Raw genomic sequence first — 24,954 nt, 5'->3', positions numbered from 1 at the left:
CTTCGGATGCGGTCCGCCTCCGACGGCGGGCCTTTCCGGTCGCTTTTCGCCGCCCACCCCGCTTCCGGGGAAAGGCGCGCGATTGATGAGCGGAGGATAAAACGATGCGTGCAAACAGCAAGCGTTCCGCCAGCGGAGAGGCTGGCGCAGGCAAGGGCGGGCGCTCGGGCGCCAGCCTCTATCAGGAGATCACCGACCGCATCATTGCCGAGCTGGAGCGCGGCACCGTGCCATGGGTCAAGCCATGGGGCAGCGCGAAGGCCGGCCTCGGCCTGCCGAGGAATGCCGCCACCGGGCGCGGGTATTCCGGGATCAATATCCTTATCCTGTGGGGCGCGGTGATCGAGCGCGCTTACCCCAGCCAGAGCTGGCTGACCTTCCGGCAGGCGCTCGGCCTTGGCGGCAATGTCAGGAAGGGCGAGCGCGGCACCACCATCGTGCATGCCGACCGCTTTGTTCCCAAAGACGAAAAAGAACGCGCCAAGGCCGATGGCGACGAGCCGCAGGCCGTTCCTTTTTTGAAGCGCTTTACCGTCTTCAATGTCGCGCAGTGCGATAACCTGCCCGAACATCTCCATGCCGCCGCCGAGCCGCTGCCTCAGCGCGAGATCGTCCCGCAGGCCGAGGCTCTTATCCGCAGAAGCGGCGCGGATTTCAGGATCGGCGGCGATCGCGCTTTCTACATGCCGAGCAGCGACTCCATTCAGGTGCCGCCGCAGCCCGCTTTCTTCCAGCAGATCGACTACTACCGCACCTGCTTTCACGAGCTTGGCCACTGGACCGGCCACCCGACGCGGCTCGCTCGCGACCTCTCCGGCTCTTTCGGCTCCAAGAGCTACGCGCGCGAGGAACTGGTCGCCGAAATCACTGCCGCCTTCGTCTGCAGCAGTCTCGGCATCGAACCGACCGTGCGCCATGCCGACTATATCGGCTCATGGCTGAAGGTTCTGCGCGAGGACAACCGCGCCATCTTCCGCGCCGCCAGCCAAGCCTCCAAAGCCACCGATTTCCTGCTTGGCTGTAACGGCGAGGCCGAAGGCGCGGACCGAGAGGAGATCGCGGCATGAGCGCGCGCGAACCCCACACACCGAAATTCCCGGCATCCGCCCGCGCGGCGCAGAAGCCGCGCGATATCGGCCGCTTCCACCAAGCCGCCCGCAACCAACTCGACCCGTTCTGAAGAGGAACTCTTGCCATGATCCTGATCACCGATCACCTACGCGCCCGGCTTCTCGCCAATGGCGCAGCCGACACCGAAACCGACCATGTCCCGGTCGTGAAACTGTTCGATCCGACCGGGCCGGCGACCTGGCTTCTGGCCGAACTCGATGCCGATGGCGACACGCTTTTCGGCCTTTGCGACCTCGGCTTCGGCTTTCCCGAACTCGGCAGCGTCAGCCTTGCCGAGCTTGAAAGCGTCAAGGGCCGGCTTGGCCTCGGCATCGAGCGCGACCTCTATTTTCACGCCAGCTTTGCGCTCTCCGTCTATGCCGAGGCCGCGCGCTGCGCCGGCCACATCACCGAAGCCGAGCGGCTTCTGCGACAGGCAGCAGACGCCCTTTCAAAATCCCATTCCGAGCTTCCGCCAAACACGGCGGGACTAGCGCGTCGATAGGCGCAAAACCGTCCCGCCGCGCGACCTGCGGCCTCCGCGGCGGGGACAACCCCAACCAAAGCGAAGGAGAGTAACCATGCAGCTTGCCCACATTCCGCTTGATAGGCTCAAGATTTCCGCTGCCAACATGCGCCACGGAAAACGCGCGCCTGATATCTCCGACATTCTGCCCTCCGTCCGCGCGCGCGGCGTTCTTGTGCCACTTCTGGTGCGGCCCAATGGCGAGCCGGAAAGCTTCGAGATCGTCGCCGGCAGGCGGCGCTATTTCGCCGCGAAATCGATCGCCGACGAGCGCGGCGAGGAAGATCCCTTGCCCTGCGCCATCATGGAGGACGGCGACGACGCCGATGCGCTCGAAGCCTCGCTGATCGAAAACATCGCCCGCCTCGATCCCGACGAAGTCTCGCAATGGGAGACGTTTTCGCGGCTTATCAGCCAGGGTCGCACCGTTCCCGACATCGCCGCGACCTTTGGCATCACCGAGCTGATGATCAAACGCATCCTGGCGCTTGGCGACCTCTTGCCCAAGATCCGCGAGGCCTATCGGCGGGACGAGATCGACGCCGAGACGGCGCGCTATCTCACCATGGCCTCCAAGGCGCAGCAGAAAGACTGGCTGGCGCTGTTTGCCGATCCCGAACAATACGCGCCGCTTGGGCTTCAGTTGAAGCAATGGCTGTTCGGTGGCCAGTCGATCTCCACCAAGGTGGCGCTGTTTGCCATCGAGGATTATCCCGGCCTGACCGTCTCCGATCTGTTCGGCCAGGACAGCTATTTCGCCGATGCCGACCAGTTCTGGCAAAAACAGAACGAAGCGATTGCCGCCACACGCGACGCCTATCTGGAAGCCGGCTGGTGCGAGGTGGTCGTGCTGGAACCGGGACAGCATTTCCACTCATGGGATTACGAGAAGACGCCGAAGAAAAAGGGCGGCAAGGTCTTCATTGCGGTGACCCATCGCGGCGAGGTTGAGTGTCACGAGGGCTGGCTCTCGCGCAGGGAAGCCCGGCGCGCCCGCGATAAAGGCGAGGGGCCAGACGAAGCTGAAACGCTCGCCAAGCCGTCGCGTCCGGAACTCACCGGCCCGATGCAGAACTATGTCGATCTGCACCGCCACGCCGCCGTGCGCACGGCCATGCTCGACCATCCGGCAGTAGCGCTGCGCCTGATGGTGGCGCATGCCATCACCGGTTCCGGCCTGTGGCAGGTGCGCCGCGAGCCGCAGCGCGCGGCCAGCGCGTCGGTGACGGCCAGCCTTGCCGGCTGCAAGGCCGAAGCCGCATTCGCCGAAAAGCAGCGTGAGGTGTTGGCCCTGCTCGCCGTGCCGGACGAGGATGGCAGGGTCGCCGGCGGCAATGGCGACGCCTTTGCTACCGCCAGCGTCTTCGCCCGGCTTTTGGCGCTCGCCGACGATGACGTCATGCGCGTTTTGGCCATCGTCATGGCCGAGACGTTAGAGGCCGGCAGCGCCGTCATCGAGGCGCTCGGCAACCATCTGAGCGTCGACATGGGCGCTTACTGGCAACCCGATGACGCCTTCTTCGACCTGCTGCGCGACAAGGAAATCGCCAATTCGATGCTCGCCGATGTCGGCGGCAAGCATGTCGCGGACAGCAATGTCGCCGAGAAGGTAAAGACGCAAAAGAAGATCATCCGCGACTTCCTGGCGGGCGAAAACGGTCGCAGACAAGTCGAGGCCTGGCTGCCGCGCTGGATGAAATTCCCGGCCGAAAGCTACAGGACCCGCGACGGTTTCCGCACCGCCGATCAGTGGGCTAGAGTTCAGGCGTTGTTCGCCTGGCAATAGGCCTGTGAAGCCCGAGCGGCGGTTCTCTCAAGTGCCGCCCCTTGGGCGCCCGGGCGCCAGCCGAGAAGCGCACATGGCCGCAAGCTCGTCAGCGGCAGTATGGCGGTTGACGACACCGCCGAGCATAGCGTCCCGCAACGCCGCCGAAGGCGGAATGCAACCCGATCGATAGCCGCTGGCCGAGGAATTGCCGTCTTGCGCCAATACCCTTTTCAGCGTGCCGTGAATTTCTCCCGAGGGGGTTTGGTGCGTAGCGGAAACGTGTTCGCTTGGATGGATCGTATTGCCGAGCCCCCGCTTCGATAGCGGCCGTCACCCTTTGGTTTCCGGTATGGGCGAAGTCGACCAAGCCGTGGCATTGCGAGTCACATGGAGGCGAACTTCGTTCGGCAGGTATAACAGCGTCGTGTCGCTGAAGGCATCTCCTTGCACGTCATCGAATTTGCCGCTGACTCCGCCGGTCGAGGTGATAATGGTATAGGTCCGGTCCATGAGCGCCTCTGGGTCGGCGCCGGCTGGCGGGGTGACCGTCACCACGCCCCCCGACAGCCTGACCGGGCCGTCGACGACGAGCTGGTCGCTGTTGTCTTCGTCAACCTCGATGTGGAGTGCACTGCCCTTGTCGAAGATCACGTTGCCGTTCGACGTCAGCGTGCCGATCGAGTTACCGGGCGACACGATGCCGCCGACGGCTACTTCAATGCCGCCCACTGCGCCGATGCCTCCCAACGTGCCCATATTTGCGACGACTTTCGAGGTGATCGAGCCGTCCACCGCAAGTAGGCCGCCGTTGATCAATGTATCGTCCCTATAAGTGCTGTGGCCGGTTAGCCGCAGTGTACCGATGCCGGATTTGGTAAGGCCTCCCGAATAGTTGTTGGGCTCGGTGCGTTTGGCGGCGAGTGTGGGCACGAGTGCCTCATAGGCGTTGAACTCGGAAATTGCCCCAGCGACCCGCTCCTCGGCGATCGTTGCCCGTATCGTATCAAGGCTCCCTTCGGGAGTACCGGTGAAGTCGACGAATTGCGCCGTCTGCGGAATGCTCGTGTTGGGTGCCATGGCACCGAATGCGTTCCATAGCGCGACGGCGATCGGATTTGCATGCATGGCCTTCTCAGCCGCGTTGAAGGCCTCTTCGGAGCCGCCTTCGCATGCCACAGCGTCGGCCGCTTCGTAGCTAACCCGCACCAGCTTGATCGCCTCGCTGAAGGCGTCGGGCGTCACTTCTGCCGCGACGTCGTTCCTGATTTTCTGGATGGCCTCCTCTCTCACCCCGTTCTGCCAACGTTCGGCGATCTTCCTTGCTTCCCAATCGGCGATCGTCTGCTGGTCCTCGCCCTTGCGCTGATCCAGGCCGCCCTGCGAAATGTCGTTGCTCCAGACCTCCTCGCCGGAGCCGCGATAAAAGCCGGGCAGCTTTGCCTCGAAGCGCCCCAGAAACTGACCGGGGCCTTTCAGCGCCTTCCCCAGATCGATGAGCCCCCAGCCGAAAACGTCGTCGACGCCGGCGTCGCCGAAGTCAGTTGCCGTCGTCTTGAGAATCTCGTTGAGCTCGCCATTGGCGAGGTAGGGATAGCGTTCTTTCATCACGGCGAAAGCGCCGGTGGCGAATGGACCGGCCATCGAGGTACCGCCGACCTTGTGGTAAGCCGCGTGCAGACGGTACTCGTGGACGATGTCGCCCCGCTTAAGGCCGACAATGTCGCTCCCTGGAATGCTGCTGTTGATCTGGGTTCCTGGCGCGGCGACGCAATAATACTTCGCGTAGCCGCAAATGCTGGACGAGCTGCTCTTCGAATAGCCTTGCGGGTTTTTCGCATCGGCGACGACGCTCATCGTCGTCAGCCAGTGTTTTTCGATGTCGGGCACGAAGCTGGCAAGCCCAGCCATCGCATCCGGCTGCCGCCCGCCGTCGTTGCCGGCCGAGAATTCGACGACGATGCCGCTGCGTGCCGCCTTGATGGCGCCGTCATAGGCGCCGCCATCGGGCGTGCCGCGGATCGCCTCGATCTCCTGGAACTGCGAATAGGCCTGCACGTAGGACCACGACGAACTCGATAGGCCGATGCCCCAGCTGTCGGTGACGATATCGACGCCGGCATCGATCATCACCTGCCAGGCCGCGCCATAAACGGCACCGTCATTGCCCTTCACTCGACCATCCTCGGGTCCGGGGTCGTAGCTGTTCGCGGCGAAAAGGTTGGCGTCGAACGCCACGCCCATCGTGCCGGTCCCGTCCCTGTTGGCGCCGGCGATGCCCGCCACATGGGTCCCGTGCGCCGAAACAGTGTCCGAGCCGTCGATGTACTGCCGGCCGTCGGCGACAAACGGATCGCCGGCTTCGACCGGAATGTAAGGGTCTGTATAGACGCGCGTGCCTGAGGTGGGGAGAAAGGTCAGCCGGCCGGCAAACTCTGGATGCGCCGCCCAGACCGGCTGGTCGATGAAGCCGATATTCGCATCCTTGCCGGTGAAGCCCAAGGCATAGGCGGCATCCGCGTTGATGACTCCGAGCCCGACGTTGCCGTTGAATTCGACGTCATTGCGCCAGCTCGCGCGCGCGGCTTCCAGGTCGGAGGTCATGCTGCCGTCAGCATCAACATACTGCCGCGCCTCACTTCGCGCCGACGCTGCGGCGAGCAGCGCCGCCGTTAATACAACTGTCGTTTTGAGATGCTTGCGAAGGGTGGAGAGGGGGCAGCGATGCGCCGAACTTATGGTGCAAACGTCAAGGAAGGTCATTCAAGAAGTCCTCTTGTGCATCTTCAAGTCAAATTCTCCTTCTCCACCTTCTGCGTGCCGTCGACGCGGACGAAGTTCCGCACCGCACTTCAGCTGGCCGCGATGCGGCCGTTTCATCGCAAGGTTGGAGTCTCTAACCTGCTGCAAACGGCAGGTGCTGCATGGACCCTGCGTGCAGCGGCCACGCCGGAGAAATGGATTGGCCAGTAATCATTCCGACCATCACTCCTCTTTACGTTTTCTCCTCGGTTTTATGTTTTGTCCTCGTCCGGGCGCGCTTTGGCACCTTCGGGAAATTGTTTTGCGGAGCCGCACAGAGAGCGCCGTAACAAACCTTCTCACCCTTGTAATTGGCCAGCGCCTGCAGCAAATCCGGTAGACGGCGCTGTTTCAGTCCGTCCGAGATCTGAGGATCGTCCAGTGACTTCAATGCCAGCTCGACCAACTCGATCGCGCGATCTTTGTTGCCACTCTCATGATAGTACCGAGCGACCGCCGGGTAAGACCAGAACTTGGGGCCGTCGCCTTGCGGGGGATTCAGGGCCAGGATCTGTTCGGAGAGCTCCTTGCCCATCTCAAAGCGCTCAGCAGGCGGGAGATGCGAGTTGTCCGTCGCGGGATCGAAGAGTTGGTCCAGGGCCATAGCCGTCCAATGCTCGGCCTCGAACTTTTTGCGGATCGCGTCGCGAACCAACTGGCGCATAACCGGCAAGCCGGTCTGCATGTCGCGCATTTTGTGAAGCAGTAGATTCGCCTGAGTCTCCCGCAAGTCGATATTGTCGGGCATCAAGGCGACGCCCTCTTCGACAGCCGAGAGCGCCGCCGTCCAATCCTGGGCCTCCATCGCCGGCCGAAGTTTGGCGTATATCGGGTTGGTCAGCGTCAGTTCGCGCGCTTTGCGTTGGTGCCTGGCAATTCGCTCCGCATCGGCCGCTTTAGCTTCATCGCTGGCGCGCCAGCTGCCGTTAAGCACTTTCGGCAAAACCTCATGGAGTTGCATCGGATGACCGACAAAGGCGATGTGGCCGTCTCGGTCGACCACGAACGAGGCTGGAATCCCGACAGAAAAGCTGGGTTTCCTCCAAAGCTTGTTCATTTCGCCAGTGTGGTCGAACGCGATCCGATAGTTCAGATTCGAGCACTTTTCGGTCAACCACGCATCCAACTTGGTGCGGGCCTCATCGGCCGTTGGAGCGTCTTCAGAAGCCGCGACTCCGACGATCTCAACTCCGCTCTCCCTGTATTGCTCCTGCAGCTGCACCAGATGGGGCATCGCCGTCACACATGGTCCGCACCAAGTTGCCCAAAATTCGACGATGTACACTTTGCCAGGCTGGAAGTTTGCGAGGGGCTCGCCACGCAGCCAGTCCTCGACTTTAATCGAAGGAGCCGGCGACTCCATCTGCAATACCATGTTGCTCTCCAAAGCTATTGCCAAAGGTTGCGCGACCTTATGCGCGAGCTTGTTTTCCCCCTAAGAGAGGGGCACACGGGTTCAAGGAAAGGAGAACATCGCTCGTCTCGCGCGTCTGCATGCAATCAGCCTTCACTCAGTGTTGCCGCATCTCAATTTGCAAAGGCCGTGCCAGCGCGCTCATCGCGCAATAAGCGCATGATTAGGCTTCGAAAAACCGCCATTTGCTCGAGATGGCCGGTTGTATTGAACCCGACATGTCTTGTGTTCGCTGTCAGGTCTTGGACACACATCACCCGAGCTTGAAGGCGGTTCCGCACGGCGCCGCTTGGGGCCTTTCCGGGCGGTGCCGACTGCACATTTGACGTCTTCGAGCGCGTATTGCGCGAGGAAACCCGACGCCAATTCGACGCCATTCGGCAGCGCTGCAGCACGCTGCCATGCTTGCTCAGGCGCCATGCGCATGGGCAACTATGCCGATCCGGGATGCGTCAGAGCGCGCAAGCCGTCGCCCTGCCTTGCCTGCTGCTCGTCGCGTCACCCGTTCGCGCGACCGTCTCCGTGCTCTCTTCAAAGACCATCCCCTGCGGCTGGCTTGTTGACCTATGGGCGGATCCGGCCCGCCCGAAACCCTCGCCAACAGCTTTTTTCCCCGCCGCCTGCGGCGGCTTCCTCGCGCCGCTTCGCTTCAAAAAAGCTGCCCGCTCGGGTCCTGCGCTGCCGCTGTGGCCCTGTCGGGTTCGGGCGGTCCCGACGCGCCCATCACGGTCCGCCATCGCAGGGGAATGGTCCCCGGCGACAGCAAAAGGAGACTTCAAATGACCGCGATCGGTTACGTCACTAGCCAAGAAAACGGCGGCTACAAGGGCCAGCTCAAGACGCTCAGCGTCCGCGCCGACATCGACATCGTGCCCAATCAGGCCAAGAGCGCCGACAACCATCCCGACTTCCGGGTGCTGACGCAAGGGGTCGAAGTGGGTGCCGGCTGGATCCGTACCGGCGAGACCTCTGGCAAGGACTATGTGAGCCTGTCGATCGCCGCCCCGGAGTTCGGCCCGCGCAAGCTCTACGCCAATCTCGGCCGCGCCGCCGGCCAGGACGATGACGACACCTACGCCATCATCTGGAATCCGGCCGACTGAACGGCCGAACTCGTGCCTCGCGCCGCAATCGGCGCGGGGCACTTTCCAGGTTTCTCCTGCGAAGCTCGCCACTCCAAGGGGCGGCGAAAACTCTCCCCCGACTCTTCGCCCGTCCCCGAGACGATCTCGCTCGCCCATCCTCGCCTTCGCTTCTCCTTAAGCGAAACGAGGACCATGATGGACGACGAAAACGAACGCGCGGCCCGCGCCAAGAAGGGCAGCCCGTTTCTCAACACAGCCCAAGCCGCCTTCTATATCGGGCTCTCCCAGCGCACGCTGGAAAAGATGCGGCTCAAGGGCGGCGGCCCGAAATTCCGCAAGCACGGCCGCTATGTCCGCTACCACATCGACGAGCTTGACGACTGGTCGAAAGGCCGCTCGCAGGACGCTACGCCCGAAGATGGCGACGCCGGTCCTAGCGCCGCCGGCGAGGGAGGCCGCTCATGAGCCGGCGCCCTTCCATTCGTCTGATCGGCAGCCGCCTGCGGCGCATCCGGGCGCGCAACACGATCATCATTGCCGCGTTTGGCCTGGGTCTGATCGGCTTCGCCGACGTCGTCAAGCCATCGCCCTGGCTGGTCTGGAACGCATCGGCGAGCGCGCCCGTCGGCCTCTATCGCATCGGGTTTGCAGCACCGGCTCGAGGCGATCTCGTGCTCGTCTTGCCACCAAAATCGGTTGCCGGTCTCGCCGCCGAACGCGGCTATCTGCCTCGCAACGTGCCGCTGGTGAAGCGCCTTGCCGCGCTGCCTAGCGAGCATGTCTGCGCCTTCAACGACGCCATCATCATCGGCGGCGAGATCGTCGCCCACCGGCTCGCAACCGACGCCAAAGGCCGTACGCTGCCATGGTGGAACGGGTGCCGCAAGCTCGCTGACGACGAGCTTTTCCTGCTCGGCGACGACGCGGACCGATCCTTCGACAGCCGCTATTTCGGGCCGGTGCCGGCCGCAAATATCATCGGGAGGCTCGTGCCGCTATGGACCGAGTGACCCTCCTGATGCTCGGCATGATCGCCATTGCGCCATGCGCCTGTTCCGCCTCGACCGGCGCTGAGCCGGCCGTCATCTCCCGTGATCCGCAGCTTCAACGATGGCAGGAGTTCGTAGCGGAAGCAAGCAGACGCTTCCGCATTCCCAAAGCCTGGATTTACGCCGTCATGAATGCTGAAAGCAGCGGCAAGACCCTGCTCGACAGCCGCCCCATCACTTCACGCGCCGGCGCGATGGGCCTCATGCAGGTGATGCCTGGCACCTATCAGGACATGCGTGTCGAATACGGTCTGGGACCGGATCCGCACGATCCGCGCGACAATATTCTGGCCGGGACCGGCTATCTGCGCGCCATGTATGACCGGTTCGGATTCCCTGGCCTGTTTGCCGCCTATAACGCCGGACCGGAGCGCTACAAAGACCATTTGAAGCGTGGAAAGCCGCTGCCAAAGGAGACCGTTGCCTACCTCACACAGCTGAAGGCAACGGGGATTTCGGCCGCCGACATGAACGAACTCAAAGACGAATCGGCCGCTCCAAAAGGACAAAACGCTCCCTCCGGAAGCTCGTTGTTCTTCCTTCATGATGGCGTGCGCCCCGGTGAAAGCAACGGTGATCTCTTCGTGCCGCTCGGGACGAATGGCACGGGGCGGAAGAAGCCGGATTAGAGGTGATGTGCAGGCGGGGGCGTCGGGGAGGGCAGGGCGCGTAAGGCAAGATAAAGGCACCGGCTCCAAGAGGCGGTGAAGTCTTTGTCTGCACATCGTTTTCCCAGGAGGCTGCCTGCGGCGCCAGGAGGGTGGGGCGCATACGCGACTGATCTTTCTATGGTTATCCGGGAGGCTGGCGTGACAGACGACGAGTTCAGGCCGAAGCTTGGCAAAATCGGGTCGCGGGGCTCGAAGGCAGGAAAACGCTTCGCCGGTCAGGTCCGGGCAGCAATCAACAGGGCCGGGGGCAGGCCCCAGCGCGGCGGCCGTTTCACGGGAAGCCGGGTTGGGCGCGGTGGGGCTGCCGCCGCGCTGCTCAAGTCACGCGACCGATATGCTGCCTTCCGTCAGCGTCGTGTGATGGTCAAGGCACGGGTTGTGAAGCTGGCCGGCAAGGGTGTTGACGGGGCGCGTGCGCACCTGCGCTATCTCCAGCGCGACGGCGTCACCCGCGAAGGCGAGCCTGGCGGGCTCTATGGTGCCGACAGCGACCACGTCGATGGCAAGGCCTTCATCGATCGTGCCGACGGTGACCGGCATCAGTTCCGCTTCATCGTCGCGCCCGAAGACGGCATCGAGTACGACGACCTCAAGCCGTTCGCGAGGCGCCTGATGGCGCAGATGGAAGAAGACCTCGGCACCAAGCTTGACTGGGCTGCCGTCGACCATTTCAACACCGGCCATCCCCACACCCACATCATCGTGCGCGGCAAGGACGACTGCGGCGACAATCTCGTCATCGCGCGGGAGTACATTGCGAGTGGACTCCGCGAACGGGCGGCCGAGCTGGTCAGCCTCGACCTCGGCCCCCGCACCGACCGCGAGATCGAACAGCGCCTGTGCCAGGAAATGGAGCAGGAACGCTTCACCAGCATCGACCGGCAGCTGCTGCGTATGCGCGATGCTGACAGCCTGGTCTCGCCGGCGAGCGGCGATGCGTTTCGCCAGACGTTGCACCAGGGCCGCCTGCGCAAGCTGGAGCGGCTGGGTCTGGTCGAAGAGGCCCGGTCGGGCCACTGGCACCTCGACAATGATCTCGAGGCGACCCTTCGGCGCATCGGCGAGCGCGGGGACATCATCAAGACCATGCATCGCGAACTGACCGGCAAGGGGCTTGCGCGCAATGCCGCCGATTATGTCGTCGACGATCGATCCGGCGCGCCAGCTCAACCCGTTGTCGGCCGTGTTATTGCGCGCGGACTGGCTGACGAGATCAACGACCGGCATTACCTTATCGTCGATGCCGTGGATGGCAGAACCCATTACATCGACATCGGCAAAGCCGAAGCCACTACCGAAGCGATGCCCGATGGCTGCATCGTGCGCGTCACGCCGAGGAACACTGAACCCAGGCAAGGCGACCGTACGGTCGCCGAAATCGCCGCCGCGCATGGCGGACGCTACAACATCGACATCCATCTGCGGGATGACCCGTCCGCCACCGAACGCTTTGCTGAAACGCACGTCCGGCGGCTCGAGGCAATCCGCCGCGCGACAGGTGGCGTCGAGCGCGAGCCGGACGGGACCTGGGCCATCGCGCCCGATCATCTCGACCGTGTGTCGGATTACGAGCGTCATCGGGCAAGGGCTCAGCCTGTTGTCGTCGACAGACTCTCATCGATGCCGCTGGAAAAGCAGGTCGGTTTCGACGGCGCAACCTGGATCGACCAAGAGCTGGTTTCCGATACGCCGGAGATTTTGCGCAACGCCGGCTTCGGGCGAGAGGTTCTGGAGGCGCAGGCCCGGCGGCGGCAGTGGCTGATCGCGCAAGGCCTCATCCATGAGGAACAGGATCGGATTGTGTATCGCGCCAACATGGTTTCGATCCTGCGCCACCGTGAGCTGACCCGCGTTGCCGGTCAACTGTCGGACGAACTCGATCTGCCCTATACCGAAGCTCAGACTGGAAACCGACTACAGGGCACGTTGCGTCGTTCGGTTGAGCTTGCCGGCGGCAAATATGCTGTCATCCAGAAGTCGCGCGAATTCACGCTGGTACCGTGGAGGCCAATGCTCGATCGACATATCGGTAAGGAGGTCTCCGGAACGGTGCAGCGCGAGGGTATCTCTTGGACCATCGGACGGCAGAGGAGCGGTCCTAGCGTTTCGTAAATGTCGCGGCGGCAGCGCATTGTATGGTTCGCGTCTAGCCAGGACCTTTAACTGATTCGGACTTAATAGAGCTAGGCGAACGGGTGTTCCCGTCCGAACACGATTGGTTGTTTGCAGCTGCCGTTCGCTCAAGGGGCTGTTCGTGCAGCAAAGCGGCGAAAACATCGATGATTATGGCGGAAAATCCTTGATCGACTCGATTATGTCGTAGGTCTCAATTTTCCTTTCCGTTTTGATCCAGTTCGACCGATCAGTGGGGCACGATGACACGAATGGCAGGAGGGCGCGCGGTGAAGTCGCTCGCCGGAGTAAACATCAAGGGGGAGCCGTACGTCCGGCCCAAAGAGGTCGAGGAGGAGCTCAAGGCAGTTCTCGAATGGCCGCTGCCGAAGGCGTTCGCTCTCGCAGCCCAAGGCCATCTGAAGCCTCAGACTCTCGTTTATCTGCTGCGGAATTTTTGCCCGAACCGGCCAACTCCGGCGTACGACTCGCTGGTTGTGGCCTTCTTCTCGCGGATTCAGCGATCGGGCGAGCGCATGACGAGAAATTTGTCAGAACTGAACCGCGAGCGCATCGATGAAATCGTCAAGGATAAAGTCTTGGAGCTCATCGCGGCGGATCGTCTCGATATCTTCGAGATGAGTTTCAAGACGGGTGCCGAGCGACTTTATCTAACCGCGATGTCTCAGGTGCGCATGCGCACCAAAACCGAGATCTCCCGTGAGGATCTAGTCGAATTCGGCTCGGACCAAACCGGGGAGGAAGCCGCAGATGCCTTCGGTCGAATCGGGCGTGGCGCGATGCCCCTGGCCGAAGCAAGATCGATGCTTGCTGACATATGGGACCGGCTTTCCGAGAACGAGCGTCTGGCCGTCTACTATGTCCACCAGCTCGGGCTCACGGAGAAGGAGGCAGGAGAGCGGATGAACTGCACGGATCGGAATGTTCGGTACCTGATCACGAGCGCGCGCCGAAAGGCGCTCGGGGAAGCGAAGGACGCGCGCACAATGGGCGCACGGGAAAGAGTGAAGCCGTGAACAAGGATCAAAATGCAACATTGGCGCTCGACTACATCCTCGCTATTTTGCACGAGGAACTCGAGCGCGGCGCGAGCGCAGATCGCGTGCGCGAAATCGCGGACGAAAATTCGGATTTCCATTCTGAAATACTCGCATTCGCAGCCGAATGGTTCGCGTCAGACGGCAGCGATCTGACGGACGAAATGCTTACCGTTACACGCACGGTTTCCGGCCATGCCGCGGTGCTGGAGCGTTTCTGGGAAGTGGCGAAGGGCGATGCGGTGAATCCGTTCGCCAGCATCCCACACGAGAGTTTGAAGACCATAGCGAATGACTGCCGTATTGACATGCCGATCCTGCGTCAGCTGGTGAGGGGCTTTGTCGATGAATCAACGATACCAGGTAAGCTCATCTCGTCACTCGCCGACGCGACGAATATGCGACCGGCTCAAGTTTGGAACTACCTCTCCTCACCTGCCTTGGCGGCCGCGGGGAGTGGAGACTTCTTCGCTCCGAGGGGCAAGAGTTCTCCAGCAAAGGTGAGCTTTGCCGACGTGGTCCGCGGTTCGAGTCTTAGCTCCGAGGACAAGCAGTTCTGGCTTGCGCACTTAGGAGCCTGAGTGGATCTGTTCGCTCTTATTCGTGCTCAAGCTCGTGCGCTCAGGGAGGACGCGGGTCTCGCCGAGTCTCTTTCGGCAATGGAGGTCGTGCGAGGCGCTGTAAAGCATCTCGGCCTGGAGGTGAGGCCGCATGCGCCTGACTATCGTGAACTCGAAGGCGCCTACGGCCTTCTGGACCGTGACTTCCGACAGATACTCGTTCGCGATGATCTTGCCGATGACATGCTCGCCGAGGTCATCGCCCATGAGATTGGCCATTACCTAGTGCATCAAGGCGTGGAGCGCGGCTACTATCTGCGGTCTCAGTCGAACGGCGACCCAAACCAGCGCATCGAGACCTACGGCATCAAGGAACGACGCGAGGCGCAGGCGAACAGCTTCGGCCGCGAACTCGTCCTGCCACGGTCAGTAGCGCGCCGTCTCTTCGAGGCGGGGCACAACGCTACGCGCATTTCAACCGAACTCAAGGTCCGCTACGAGACGACACTGCAGCAGCTTGCCGATGGGGTCCTGCTGCCTGAGCTTCAGCCTGAGCCAGCCCGAGCGGCTGCGGTTCCCCAGCCATGCAATGGCTCGCAGCAGCGGGCGGTCGACCATCGCGGGACGGCGTTTCTTGTGCGAGCCGGTCCAGGGACCGGCAAGACCAAAACGCTGGCAGCGCGTATCGTGTCCCTTCTGAAGGACGGGGTTCCGGCCGAGAAGATCCTGGCGCTCACCTTCTCGAACAAAGCGGCCCTCGAGCTTTCCGAGCGCGTCCAGAACGAAGTGGGTACAAGTGCGGTCAACATCTGGACCGGCACCTTCCATGCGTTCGGGTTGGACACGCTCCGAAAGCACCACAAGCTGTTTGGTCTCCGCGACGATCCTAAGATTATCGATGCGAGCGAGAGCGTGGCCATGCTGGAAGAAGCACTTCCGGCGCTCGATCTCCGACACTATCTCAACCTATATGAGCCGGCCCTTGCGCTTCGCGACATCCTGCGCGCGATCTCGCGTGCCAAAGATGAGCTGTGGGGGCCAGACAGATATCTGCGGGCCGCCGAGGAAATGCTACGAGCCGCAGTCACCGATGAGGACGTCGACGCAGCGGAAAAGGCGCGCGAAGTCGCGGTCGTCTACCAGCATTATCAGCATCAGCTCAGCAAGGAGGGCGCACTCGACTACGGCGACCTGATCATGCGTCCCACCCTGATGATGCGCGAGGACCGCGATTTTCGCGATCTCATGCGCAGCCGCTTTACCCAGGTCCATGTCGATGAGTACCAGGACGTGAACCGCGCGAGCGCGATGCTTGTGCGCGAAATCGCGGGCGACGGCAGCAATCTCTGGGTCGTCGGCGATGCGCGCCAGTCGATCTATCGCTTCCGGGGGGCATCTGCTGCGAACGTCGCACGGTTCAGGCGGGACTATGCGACCGGGGAGGAAGATGGGCTCGAGGAGAACTATCGGTCCACCCACGAGATCGTCGAAGCCTATTCGACCTTTGGCGGCACAATGAGCGTAAGCCGGTTCGCCGGATCGGCGCGGCTACGCGCTGCAAGAGGAAGCGGCGGCGAACCTCCCGCGGTGTTCGCTTGCTCGGATCCTGCCGCCGAGATGGATGTGCTGGCAGGCTCAATAAGAGAGCTGCAGGCTGCGGGTGTCCCGCTTCGTTGCCAGACTATCCTCGCCCGCAGCAACGGCTCGCTCGCTCGCTTTGCCGAGGAGCTCGAGGCCCGCGGCGTGCCAGTGCTCTATCTTGGACCGCTGTTCGATCGGGCGGAGGTGAAGGACCTGCTCTCCCTGCTGTCGCTCGTCGTGGACAGAGCGGGCACCGGCCTGGTTCGCGTCGCCGGCTTCCCCGAATACCGCGTGCCGCTTGAAGACGTCCTTGCGGTCTTTGCCAAGGCGCGCACCACCGAAACGCGTGTCGTTGACCTTCTGTCCCAGGTGGCGTCGATTCCCGAGCTATCGCAGCAGGGGCGCGACGGCCTGCTGCTTCTCGGACGCGATTTGAAGGGCACCGACCGAGGCACGACGCCCTGGCTGGCGTTGAGCCGCTATCTCTTCGATGCAAGTGGCTATGTCCGTACGATGCTTGTCGGTTCGTCGCCCTCCGACAATTTGCGTAGGGTTGCTGTCCGCCAACTCCTGGATGCGCTTCGAGTAATGCCGCTGCATGGCTCAGGAACTCCGATAAGGCGTGCGCTCGATCGGGTAAGACATCTGATCCTTCTTGCCGATGAGCGCGATCTCAGGCACCTGCCGCCGGAGCTTGAAGACTTGGGCGGCGTACGGCTCATGACCATCCACGCGTCCAAGGGTCTCGAATTCGACGCAGTGCATTTGCCCGGCCTTTATGCCGGCGCGGTTCCCGCACCTAACCGCTCGCCCGCTTGTCCGCCCCCGGCGGGAATGTTGGGAGAGGAGGACGAAAACGCCCATGAGGCCGAGGAGGAATGCATCTTCTTCGTCGCTATGTCTCGCGCGAAGTCATACCTCAGGCTCTATCGCCCGCGCAGTCGCGGCGCCAAGAACTCCAACCCGTCCGGTTTCCTCAGCCGGGTGCCTGCGTCTGCAGGCCATTCGATTCCGGGGGTAGTGCGAACGAGACCACCTGCAGCATTTCCGCCGATCTTGTTGCCGCCCCCGCCTGCTGAACTCACGGCCCGCGACATCGAGGGTTATACGGACTGCCCGCGCCGCTTCTTTTATGAGCGCGTGCTTGAGCTTTCAGGTCTCGCCCGCGGCGGAGCCTATCTTGACGCCCATGGCTGCGTTCAACGCGTTCTCGCCTATGTGCGGAGCCTTGATCCAGGCGTCGAATACGATCGCGCGCAGGCGGCCGCCCTGTTCGAGGAGGCTTGGGCAGCGACCGAACTTGAGGAACATCCGTTCGGGCAGGCTTATCGGCGACTTACCCACGCAATGCTCGACCGGCTGCACGGCTCTGCCGCCGGAGCTGCTATGCGGGCTGGGCAGCTTTCCACAATGGTAGGCGGTGAGGTGATCAGCTTGAGTGCGGACCGGATTCTGCGCAGAGGCGACGAGGACGTCGTCCGGACCATTCGATCCGGTCGCAAGAGAAGCGGCGACTCTGACAAGCTCTCGGCGACGATGCTGCTGAAAGCCGTGGAGGAGACGTTCGGCTCCGCAGCCAGGGTCGAGAACCACTACCTCTTGACCGGCGAAGAGCTCGCCATCAATCAGACCGAGCGCAAGTTCAATGCTCGAATGGCCGACTGCGCCACCGCGATCACCAGCATCCGCAGCGGCTCATATCAACCTGTCGCGAGCGATTTCCGCTGCCCGCGCTGCGCCTTTCTCTTCATCTGCGCGGCGCCCTGTTGAAGATAAGAGCACCGGTCGCACGCATGCCTCGATGGCGGGCCTGAAGAAACTTCTCCGAACCTTTTCCGCATTCGCGTTGTTCGCCCGATCCCATGCTTAGAGGGCGGCATCCCGCCGACCCCATTGGGACCTGAAATCAAAATGAAGAGCATTATCTTTCTGGCGGTCGAGGCGGAAGCCGTCGACCGCATCGAACTGGGCAAGAGCCCCGTGGTGGCCGACCTCCTCCATTTCCTCGAGAAGGAACGCGGCATTGATGTGGCCGAACTCCTGATCTTCAAAGAGGACGGCGATGAGCCGCTGGAGCACAATCACCCACTCCATGGCCATGAGAACCCGATCTTCCACGCCAATCGCTGCCGTCAGGTGCACGTGTCGGTCCACTACGGGCCGAACACGTTCGAGCGCCACTTCGCCCCGTCGTCCACAATCGCCAAGATCACTCGCTGGGCGATCGAGCGGGCTGGCCTCGGTCGTGAGGAGGCCGAGGAGCACGTGCTGCAGCTCCACGGGACAGCTACCCAGCCGCCGCTCAGCACACATCTTGGCAGCCTGACTTCCAAGAATTGTGCGGTGGTCTTCGATCTGGTGCGCAAGAAGCTGGTGCAGGGCTGATGCAGGCGCTGATGGGCGCAGACGAGCGAGCGTTCCGCACGCATGTGGAACGCTCGGACTTCGAGATAGGTCAGGCGAAAGGGAAGTGGCGCCTTCTCCGCATCAACTGGCCGACCGCAGACATCGCCATCTCGGCGCGAGATGGGACGGAGTGGGGCTTCAAATTCCTGCTGGACGGATACCCCGCCCAACTTCCGAACGGCCGGCCTTGCGACATCGAGACGGGCGTTCCTCTTTCCGGCGACAAGTGGCCGAAAGGATCGGGACGGTTCGCCGCGGTCTTCAACCCCGGCTGGAACTCCGGGGCGCTCTACTTGCCCTGCGACCGTCTGGCACTCCCGGGCCACGACCACTGGCTGACGCAGCTTCCCGAGCTTCAGTGGCCACCCGCCCGCGGCATCATTCACTATGTGGAGATTCTTCATGAGCTTCTCGCCTCTTTCGCTTATCAGCCGCCTGTTAGGTTGGCTGCCTGATCTTTCGATTCCGACCGAAGTCTGGCGCGACTTGCTTCATGGTCTGCGCGTTCGCGGGCGCGGCCACCGCGAAAGCGGGGCTTTCCTGCTGGGATCGAAAGGGAAGACCCGCCGGGTCACCTCGATCGTCTTCTATGACGAGGTCGATCCGGCAGCATTCGACACCGGCATCATCGAAATTGATGGTGGCCGTATGGCCGAACTCTGGCGTATCTGCCGCGAACGCAACTTGATCGTCGTCGCGGATGTTCACACCCACCCAGGCGGGGCTGGCCAGAGTGATTCCGACCGAACCCATCCAATGATTGCCGAACCTGGCCATGTAGCGTTGATCCTGCCGCACTTCGCCGCCGAGCCGGTTATCCTGAAGGAAATAGGCCTTTACCGCTATCTTGGCGGTTTTCGATGGGAGCGGCCTCGTCCCTCACTCTATCGCCCCACGCTGATGATCGGAGGCAAGGCTCATGGCTGATAATGTGATCGGTGGATTGAACCGCTCTGCCAAGCTTTATATTGATCGCGCCTCTGCTTCTACCGTTGAAGAGGCTCTGGACCGGTTGAAGAGCTTCCGCATGCACCTCTTCATAGGGGAGGCGGCTGCCTCGAGCCCGACTCATCAGGCCGCGCTGCTAACGGCTCTCAACTGTGGACGCCGAACTTTCCTCGGCGGCGTGACAGTATCGGGCGCGCTTCATGCGTCCCTGACTTTGCCGGTAGCGGCTGGCGCCACGCTTGCTGACGCGGTGGTTGCCCTCATGGGCACAATTGTGGACGATATCCCTGACGGGGTGCCGCTGGTCAGCATCGGCACACCGTCCGGGATCGATTGTGGCGGCTTCGCAGTCAGGACCACATTCGACGGCTGGCGCGGGGCAGTCGTGCCGCTCGGCACAGCCGCTCTGCCGGAAACCGTTGAGTTCGCACCGTCAGGCGTGCTTGCCGGGGCTTTGGCGGTAGCCGAGCTGTTTGCTCACTTCGATGGCGAGGCAATAGCCGGCTATCGTCCTGTCGGGATGTCGTTGTGGGAACAGTCCGCATCGGCGGACTGGAGGTCGGCGGGGGCCGGCGGTCCGCCGCCGGCCAAGCTCCCATCCGATTTTTGGCTAATCGGCCTCGGGCATCAAGGGCAGGCATTCCTCTGGACAATAGGCATGCTTCCCTTTGCGGACGCGTCTAAGGTGCGACTTTTCCTGCAGGATGTGGACGAGGCGGGTGGTTCGACCGAAAGTACTTCAGTGCTAACCTTTCCCGGCGCCGAGGGTCAGCTCAAGACGCGTATCTGCGCCAATTGGGCTGAACGACGTGGCTTCCAGACAAGACTTGTGGAGCGTCGATTCGCCAGGGATCTGCGCGTGGGAAATGACGAGCCACTGTTGGCGCTCTGTGGTGTCGACAATCCGCAGGCCCGCTCCTTTCTGGAAGGTGCAGGCTTCACCACAATCTTCGAGGCCGGCCTTGGCAGCGGGGTCGAGGACTTCCGCCTCATTCGAACCCATAGCTTCCCAGCGCCTGTTACAGCGGCTGAGGTGTGGGCCGATGGCAGCAACATTCAGGGAGTGGCTCTCGTCGAGAGACCCCCCGCCTATTTGGATCTCCAGAAGCGTGGACACCTCGACGAATGTGGTTTGACCCGCCTGGCTGAGGTGGCGGTCGGTGCACCATTCGTCGGTGTGACGGCGGCGGCAGTGATGGTCTCTCAGATAATCCGCATGGTGGTCGATGGACGGCGTCCAACCGTCCTCAATATTGACTTGCGGGCATTGCAGCACCGAAGCCTAGTTGACCAAAAGGGCACCGATATCGTTGTGTTCAGGACTGCCGAGTCGATGTAACGCGGCGGTTTCGACCGGTTCAGCTCCTCGGCGAGGCTGGCGCCAGCAATTACTTTGGACCTTTCTCCGTCTTCTTTCATCCCGTTCGTCAAGCTGGCCAGGGCCATTTGACCCGAGCGTTCCTCCACCTTGCCAGCTTGCGTCACAACTATGTTGGGGAGAATCTGGCTGAGCGCATTTAGTCAGCTTTTGTTTGTGGCACTGTACCTATGTTTGAGATGAAGAAGAGACTTATGAACGCCACCAAGCGCAGCAAGAAACCCAATTTCCTCAGCGGCTATCGCATGGCGGAGGATATCCTTCTCGCCCCAGATACATTGACAGGCCGACCAGGAATTTGGCCCGGCACTGATGAAGATGGGCGCAGCATCCTGGTGAAATACTGGCCGGCACAAACCACCCGGATTGAGCGCGATCTCGAGGAAATTTGGAGAAGCGAAATCCGCCAACTCCACACTCTGGGTGCGCTGCCTGAGGCAAACGACTTGATCGTGCGGATGATCGCAAATGGAAGGGATAGCTCCGGCTTCTATCTGGTGCTGGATGCCGGCGAAGGTATCCCTCTTGCAGTGGCGACCCAACGGAAAAACTTACCGAAGCTACTTGCGACAAGCAGGATGCCGCAGGCGCGCGCGGCGCTTTGGCAAAACTTTCGTCGCCTTATCCGAGGACTGGACTTGCTGCATTCGCAGGGCGCGATCCACAGGAACGTCGATCCCTGGTCCATCATCTCGAATTTCACTACGGAGCCAGACTTCCGACTGACCGGATTCGAATGGTCAATGCGCATCGCCGCAACGACAACCAGCAAGAAGGGCGTGCGGGAAGCACCTCGTCGGCGGCCAGCGTCGTCTTTTGCCGGAGACTGGTACGACCTCGCGCTGGTGATCGCGCAGACCTTGGATATCCCAGCCGAACGGCTCGCTGACATGAACATGGTCCCGTCCTCAGTGGTGGACCATGCGTCTGCCTCTGAAATCCGGCTCTTGCGTACAATGCTGGGATTACTGCACATCGACAGGTTGGATGGAGAACAGCTTCTTGGACAAGTGGAAGAGATAATAAACTATTATGGATCTGAGGCCGCAGGGAAAGATACGAAATTTCATATTGCTCTCAGACTCGGAGAAACATCGAAGCTTACAAGGAAAATCCGTGCCGCGAGTGAATTCCGGATTGAGACGACCGAATTCGCGGAACAAATCGACTTCGTCTTCAATGACATCAGCGAGAATACCAGCTTCATAGCGTGTAAGAGTGAAGTTAGCGATGTCCTAACATACTACCTTTGCGGCCAGCATCTTAACTACCGGCTACGCCCGTATCGCACGCCCGGTTCTGACGACGAGACTTGGGACTTCGCAACCTGCGACGACGCCGAAACGGAGCCGCCTCTTTCGTGGCTTCTTGAAACTTCGCTCGAGTTGTCGCAAACCCAGATTGATTTCTCGGAGTGGCGAGAGGCCGCTAAACTCTTCCCGACCATGCGGGGCAAGGTCTCCTCTTGGGAGAGCCTAATCCGTCGTGGTCAACAAATCGCGACTTCCAAATCCCCGATGGAGCAGGTCCACCAGGCGATGTGCCTGCTGTTTCTGCTTGAGCTCGCCTACGCTGCTGCCGACATATTCCCTGTGATGGTACTTCCGCCAAAAGCATCAGAGGCTGGCGGAGAGGTTTATAGAATCTCTGTGTCGGACATTCTGGACGAAGAGCGGCTCCAGCTCTCCGAGGCACTCAACTTGGAGCCACCGGCCATTCGACTGAAGCGAATGTTTGAATCGGATGAATTCAAGGAAGAAGGCGCCTGGGCATTGCTTGAGGCTGGCGAGCTTGGGGAAAGAACAGGATCGACGAACTGGCGGATCGCCGAACTGCCCTCCCAAGAAACCGGTGGGTGGTTCTCATTGGAAGGGTTCCAGGCTCCGCAAGTGTCCGGGCGAGCTTTTCTCACGCCATCTGCCACTGCCGGGACGATCGTCCAACTGAAGCGTCGGCTCAAAGCGCTATCAGCCTTGTTTCGACACAAGGAACTTCTGGAGATGTTGGCTGATCCTCGCGGTAGGATCGAGAACAGCCAAGATCCGCTGGACACGACGAGTGTCGAGTTCAAAGAGCTGGATGATTCGAAACAGAAGGCGTTGATAGAGATTCTGGCGACGATTCCAATGTTTTTGCTGCAAGGGCCGCCAGGCGTTGGCAAAACTTTTCTGACCGCTGAAATAGTTCGGCGTCGATTTGGAGAAGACCCTACTAGTCGGCTGCTTCTTTCTGCGCAAAGCAATTCCGCTATCGATCACCTGCTGGAAGAGGTTCACGGGTTGTTCAAGGGTGATGATGACGGACCGTTGATCGTTAGAGCTCGGTCGCAGGACGGAACAAGGACAAAGGGCGATGTAGAAATAGACGCGCAGGCCGACAAGCTTATTTCCGATCTATCTGGAAGCACTTTGCTTGCGGAGGGATCCTCCTCCGTTCAGGAGCGTGTCCGCTCGCTCGTCGGGGAAATGACCAATGGTCGGCTAAGTTCAGAAACCCGTCAACGCCGAAGAGCTAGGACATCATCCGACCGTCGTGCGCTTGAGAGTATGATTCTCAGGTCGGCAAACCTTGTATTCGCGACCACCAATTCCGGCGCCGTCGAGACACTGATCGAAGAGCGCGGCTATTTCGACTGGACAATCGTGGAAGAGGCCGGGAAGGCGACCGGAACCGAGCTGATTTCCCCGCTCTTGCTATCATATCGGCGGCTGATGATCGGCGATCACAAGCAGTTGCCGCCTTTCGATACGGACAGGATCTCAAAGCTCCTCAGGGTGCCTTCTGATGTTCAAAAGGCCGTTGCCGCATCCTCTAATTTAATCTCGCGTTATATGCGAGACGCACTTCTGGATGACGTCATAGAGGAAATTGAAGGTGGGGTTGATAGCCTCGGGCGGGCGTGCGCGGACGCGCTGGCGTTTCTGACCTTGTTTGGCTCGTTCGTCGAACGAGACTTCAGGAGAATAGCTGAGCGCCCAACGCTGAGACCAATCGCCCGGCGACTGAATGAACAGCATCGCATGCATCCAGCGATCGCTCGTATAGTCTCGAAATGCTTCTATGAAGACAGCCTGACGACTTTTCCCGCGGCAGCGGCAAAGTTCGAGAGGACCCCTGCGGTTCGGTTCGAGGGGAATGTCATGCAAGGTAAGCCTGTCACCTTCATCAATATGCCCTACTCCCGCACCGCTCCTGCTGGAACGAATTTTGCTGAGACTCGACCGGTCTGGTGCAACCTGGATGAGGCAAAGGCCGCGATGCGTGTGTTGGGCCTCCTACGGCCCGGGATCCCTGATGCGCGGCCGTCACTTGCGGTGCTGTCGCCATATAGAGAGCAAGTGAAACTGCTCCGAAAAATGCTGGGAGAGAGCGCTCCGGACGATCTGGCAAGCATCAAGCGCTTCAAGCCGGCGATTGCGGACGATGAGTATTGCGGGACTGTTGACTCATTCCAAGGGGGTGAGGCGGACTGTGTTGTGATATCGCTGGTCCGCAACAACACGCATACCAATCCCCTGAAGGCTCTCGGATTTCTCACCAAAAGTGAGCGCATGAACGTGCTGCTCAGTCGAGCCCGGTGGAAACTCATAATCGTTGGAAGCTTACAATTCTATAGATACGTCATCGACAGCTCGACGACGGTGTCGGAGGAGATGCGATTCTTCAAGAGCTTCTACGAATCAATTTTTGAGGGATCGGCCCGTGGTGAAGTCGAGGTGATCGAAGTTGCAAAAGTCTGAGCCATCCACCGCATTGACTATTCACATCGTGTTCCCCGTACTTCGAGGGAAGCGCCGATTTAAAATCGAGCGCGGAAGACGGTGGAGCGTCGTTGAGCATCTTCTCCTTCAGGCTGTTTGCAATTCTCCACGATCAGCAGGTGAGCTTGCTAAACAGTCTCACCTTCCTCGGCGAGTGGTGGTCGAAGCGTTGACGCGTCTAATGAGGGCCGGCTGGGTAGAGATTCGGACAGACGCCAAGAGCGTTGTGTTTCATCCAACGGCCAATGGGCTGGTTTCGTCGGCAAAGGATGATCTTCCGTCGGCTACCGCACTAGAAGCGAAGTGGCGAAGCTTTTTTATCGACGATTCAACAGGTAGCGTTTTTCGCATCCGCGACGTCATCAGCCGGCGTCGACAAGATCTGCCTCAAATGAATTCCAACCAATACGTGCATGAGATTCCACGCAAGGGCATTGAAGTAGAAGATCTCAGCGAAATCTTCAATGCGATCGAGGGGCAGGACGAGTTTATTGTAGGCGTCTATCCAAACACTTCGCGCCTCGTACAGAGCTTCGGCGTTATAACGATCCGAAATGACAACATCGAGGGAATGCCGCGCAAGGCTTCTCCTCAATTCATTAAGCTCGTAAATTCCGCTTACGTCGAAGCTCGAGTCGCTGCTGAGAAGAAAGTTGCTCCGCATATTTCGATTCCAGCGACCGCGGTCGTGTCAGAAACTGCAGACTCAAGTCCTCGAATGGCGAGTT

Annotated in this window: 20 protein-coding genes; 18 read left to right on the top strand and 2 right to left on the bottom strand. The window is 61.0% G+C overall.

Annotated elements, in window-relative coordinates; genetic code table 11:
* Positions 1-104 precede the first annotated feature (104 nt).
* The 3 genes from AU465_RS04105 (at position 105) to AU465_RS04095 (ending at position 3,422) form a co-directional block, all read left to right on the top strand.
* Positions 105-1,067, top strand: coding sequence for an ArdC family protein (locus AU465_RS04105; protein ID WP_192244295.1), 963 nt, complete (start codon positions 105-107; stop codon positions 1,065-1,067).
* Between the two features lie 128 nt (positions 1,068-1,195).
* Positions 1,196-1,615: a DUF2958 domain-containing protein gene (locus tag AU465_RS04100; protein WP_192180377.1), complete on the top strand. Its 420-nt coding sequence runs from the start codon at positions 1,196-1,198 to the stop codon at positions 1,613-1,615.
* Positions 1,616-1,691: 76 nt separating this feature from the next.
* A complete protein-coding gene (locus tag AU465_RS04095; protein ID WP_192244294.1) occupies positions 1,692-3,422 on the top strand; it encodes a ParB/RepB/Spo0J family partition protein in 1,731 nt (576 codons plus the stop codon).
* A 312-nt stretch (positions 3,423-3,734) separates the two neighbouring features.
* Here AU465_RS04095 and AU465_RS04090 read toward each other — a convergent pair whose 3' ends face one another.
* Positions 3,735-6,005: a S8 family peptidase gene (locus tag AU465_RS04090; RefSeq protein ID WP_192244293.1), complete on the bottom strand. Its 2,271-nt coding sequence runs from the start codon at positions 6,003-6,005 to the stop codon at positions 3,735-3,737.
* Positions 6,006-6,125: 120 nt separating this feature from the next.
* On the opposite strand from AU465_RS04090, the gene AU465_RS04085 reads away from it, so the two are divergent.
* A complete protein-coding gene (locus tag AU465_RS04085; RefSeq protein ID WP_192244292.1) occupies positions 6,126-6,374 on the top strand; it encodes a hypothetical protein in 249 nt (82 codons plus the stop codon).
* A gap of 22 nt (positions 6,375-6,396) precedes the next feature.
* Here AU465_RS04085 and AU465_RS04080 read toward each other — a convergent pair whose 3' ends face one another.
* Positions 6,397-7,578 (bottom strand): TlpA disulfide reductase family protein, encoded by a 1,182-nt coding sequence (locus AU465_RS04080; RefSeq protein ID WP_192244291.1) that lies wholly within the window; start codon positions 7,576-7,578, stop codon positions 6,397-6,399.
* A gap of 818 nt (positions 7,579-8,396) precedes the next feature.
* Here AU465_RS04080 and AU465_RS04075 point away from each other — a divergent pair.
* From AU465_RS04075 to AU465_RS04010, 14 genes are all read left to right on the top strand, one after another.
* Positions 8,397-8,720, top strand: a complete 324-nt coding sequence (locus AU465_RS04075; protein ID WP_192244289.1) for a DUF736 domain-containing protein — start codon at positions 8,397-8,399, stop codon at positions 8,718-8,720.
* Positions 8,721-8,897: 177 nt separating this feature from the next.
* Entirely contained in the window at positions 8,898-9,167 is a 270-nt protein-coding gene (locus AU465_RS04070; RefSeq protein ID WP_192244287.1) for a helix-turn-helix transcriptional regulator, read from the top strand.
* A complete protein-coding gene (locus AU465_RS04065) occupies positions 9,164-9,712 on the top strand; it encodes a S26 family signal peptidase (RefSeq protein ID WP_192244285.1) in 549 nt (182 codons plus the stop codon). The genes AU465_RS04070 and AU465_RS04065 overlap by 4 nt, the downstream gene beginning before the upstream one ends.
* A complete protein-coding gene (locus tag AU465_RS04060; protein WP_192244283.1) occupies positions 9,700-10,380 on the top strand; it encodes a lytic transglycosylase domain-containing protein in 681 nt (226 codons plus the stop codon). Before AU465_RS04065 ends, AU465_RS04060 begins: the two co-directional genes overlap by 13 nt.
* Before the next feature lie 180 nt (positions 10,381-10,560).
* A complete protein-coding gene (rlxS, locus tag AU465_RS04055; RefSeq protein ID WP_192244281.1) occupies positions 10,561-12,534 on the top strand; it encodes a relaxase/mobilization nuclease RlxS in 1,974 nt (657 codons plus the stop codon).
* Between the two features lie 290 nt (positions 12,535-12,824).
* The gene (locus AU465_RS37360) at positions 12,825-13,571 is read left to right on the top strand and encodes an RNA polymerase sigma factor (RefSeq protein WP_192244279.1); all 747 of its coding nucleotides are present in this window, start codon (positions 12,825-12,827) and stop codon (positions 13,569-13,571) included.
* Entirely contained in the window at positions 13,568-14,173 is a 606-nt protein-coding gene (locus tag AU465_RS04045; RefSeq protein WP_192244277.1) for a hypothetical protein, read from the top strand. The genes AU465_RS37360 and AU465_RS04045 overlap by 4 nt, the downstream gene beginning before the upstream one ends.
* Positions 14,174-17,503 (top strand): ATP-dependent helicase, encoded by a 3,330-nt coding sequence (locus AU465_RS04040; RefSeq protein ID WP_192244275.1) that lies wholly within the window; start codon positions 14,174-14,176, stop codon positions 17,501-17,503.
* 141 nt (positions 17,504-17,644) lie between these two features.
* Positions 17,645-18,118: a hypothetical protein gene (locus AU465_RS04035; RefSeq protein WP_192244273.1), complete on the top strand. Its 474-nt coding sequence runs from the start codon at positions 17,645-17,647 to the stop codon at positions 18,116-18,118.
* Complete coding sequence (locus tag AU465_RS04030) at positions 18,118-18,594, top strand: DUF7665 family protein (RefSeq protein ID WP_192244271.1); 477 nt, start codon at positions 18,118-18,120, stop codon at positions 18,592-18,594. The genes AU465_RS04035 and AU465_RS04030 overlap by 1 nt, the downstream gene beginning before the upstream one ends.
* Positions 18,542-19,066, top strand: coding sequence for an MPN domain-containing protein (locus AU465_RS04025; RefSeq protein WP_192244269.1), 525 nt, complete (start codon positions 18,542-18,544; stop codon positions 19,064-19,066). Before AU465_RS04030 ends, AU465_RS04025 begins: the two co-directional genes overlap by 53 nt.
* Positions 19,059-20,426 carry a BilD N-terminal domain-containing protein gene (locus AU465_RS04020; protein WP_192244267.1) on the top strand — a complete coding sequence of 456 codons (1,368 nt, stop codon included), beginning with the start codon at positions 19,059-19,061 and terminating at the stop codon, positions 20,424-20,426. The genes AU465_RS04025 and AU465_RS04020 overlap by 8 nt, the downstream gene beginning before the upstream one ends.
* A 233-nt stretch (positions 20,427-20,659) precedes the next feature.
* On the top strand, positions 20,660-24,205 hold the full coding sequence (locus tag AU465_RS04015) for an AAA domain-containing protein (protein WP_192244265.1): 3,546 nt from the start codon (positions 20,660-20,662) through the stop codon (positions 24,203-24,205).
* A gap of 202 nt (positions 24,206-24,407) precedes the next feature.
* On the top strand, positions 24,408-24,954 hold a 547-nt coding region (locus AU465_RS04010), incomplete at its 3' end, for a hypothetical protein (protein WP_192244263.1).

Origin of the sequence: Mesorhizobium silamurunense (assembly GCF_014843905.1) — a bacterium.
Classification (GTDB): domain Bacteria; phylum Pseudomonadota; class Alphaproteobacteria; order Rhizobiales; family Rhizobiaceae; genus Mesorhizobium; species Mesorhizobium silamurunense.
The sequence above is the reverse complement of the archived record's forward strand: the minus strand, read 5'-3'. Positions and strand labels throughout refer to the sequence as shown.

Coding starts and splice junctions, on each gene's coding strand:
- AU465_RS04105 (WP_192244295.1), top strand. CDS start 105: ATGCGTGCAAACAGCAAGCGTTCCGCCAGCGGAGAGGCTGGCGCAGGC.
- AU465_RS04100 (WP_192180377.1), top strand. CDS start 1,196: ATGATCCTGATCACCGATCACCTACGCGCCCGGCTTCTCGCCAATGGC.
- AU465_RS04095 (WP_192244294.1), top strand. CDS start 1,692: ATGCAGCTTGCCCACATTCCGCTTGATAGGCTCAAGATTTCCGCTGCC.
- AU465_RS04090 (WP_192244293.1), bottom strand. CDS start 6,005: ATGACCTCCGACCTGGAAGCCGCGCGCGCGAGCTGGCGCAATGACGTC.
- AU465_RS04085 (WP_192244292.1), top strand. CDS start 6,126: ATGCGCCGAACTTATGGTGCAAACGTCAAGGAAGGTCATTCAAGAAGT.
- AU465_RS04080 (WP_192244291.1), bottom strand. CDS start 7,578: ATGGTATTGCAGATGGAGTCGCCGGCTCCTTCGATTAAAGTCGAGGAC.
- AU465_RS04075 (WP_192244289.1), top strand. CDS start 8,397: ATGACCGCGATCGGTTACGTCACTAGCCAAGAAAACGGCGGCTACAAG.
- AU465_RS04070 (WP_192244287.1), top strand. CDS start 8,898: ATGGACGACGAAAACGAACGCGCGGCCCGCGCCAAGAAGGGCAGCCCG.
- AU465_RS04065 (WP_192244285.1), top strand. CDS start 9,164: ATGAGCCGGCGCCCTTCCATTCGTCTGATCGGCAGCCGCCTGCGGCGC.
- AU465_RS04060 (WP_192244283.1), top strand. CDS start 9,700: ATGGACCGAGTGACCCTCCTGATGCTCGGCATGATCGCCATTGCGCCA.
- AU465_RS04035 (WP_192244273.1), top strand. CDS start 17,645: ATGAAGAGCATTATCTTTCTGGCGGTCGAGGCGGAAGCCGTCGACCGC.
- AU465_RS04030 (WP_192244271.1), top strand. CDS start 18,118: ATGCAGGCGCTGATGGGCGCAGACGAGCGAGCGTTCCGCACGCATGTG.
- AU465_RS04025 (WP_192244269.1), top strand. CDS start 18,542: ATGAGCTTCTCGCCTCTTTCGCTTATCAGCCGCCTGTTAGGTTGGCTG.
- AU465_RS04020 (WP_192244267.1), top strand. CDS start 19,059: ATGGCTGATAATGTGATCGGTGGATTGAACCGCTCTGCCAAGCTTTAT.
- AU465_RS04015 (WP_192244265.1), top strand. CDS start 20,660: ATGAACGCCACCAAGCGCAGCAAGAAACCCAATTTCCTCAGCGGCTAT.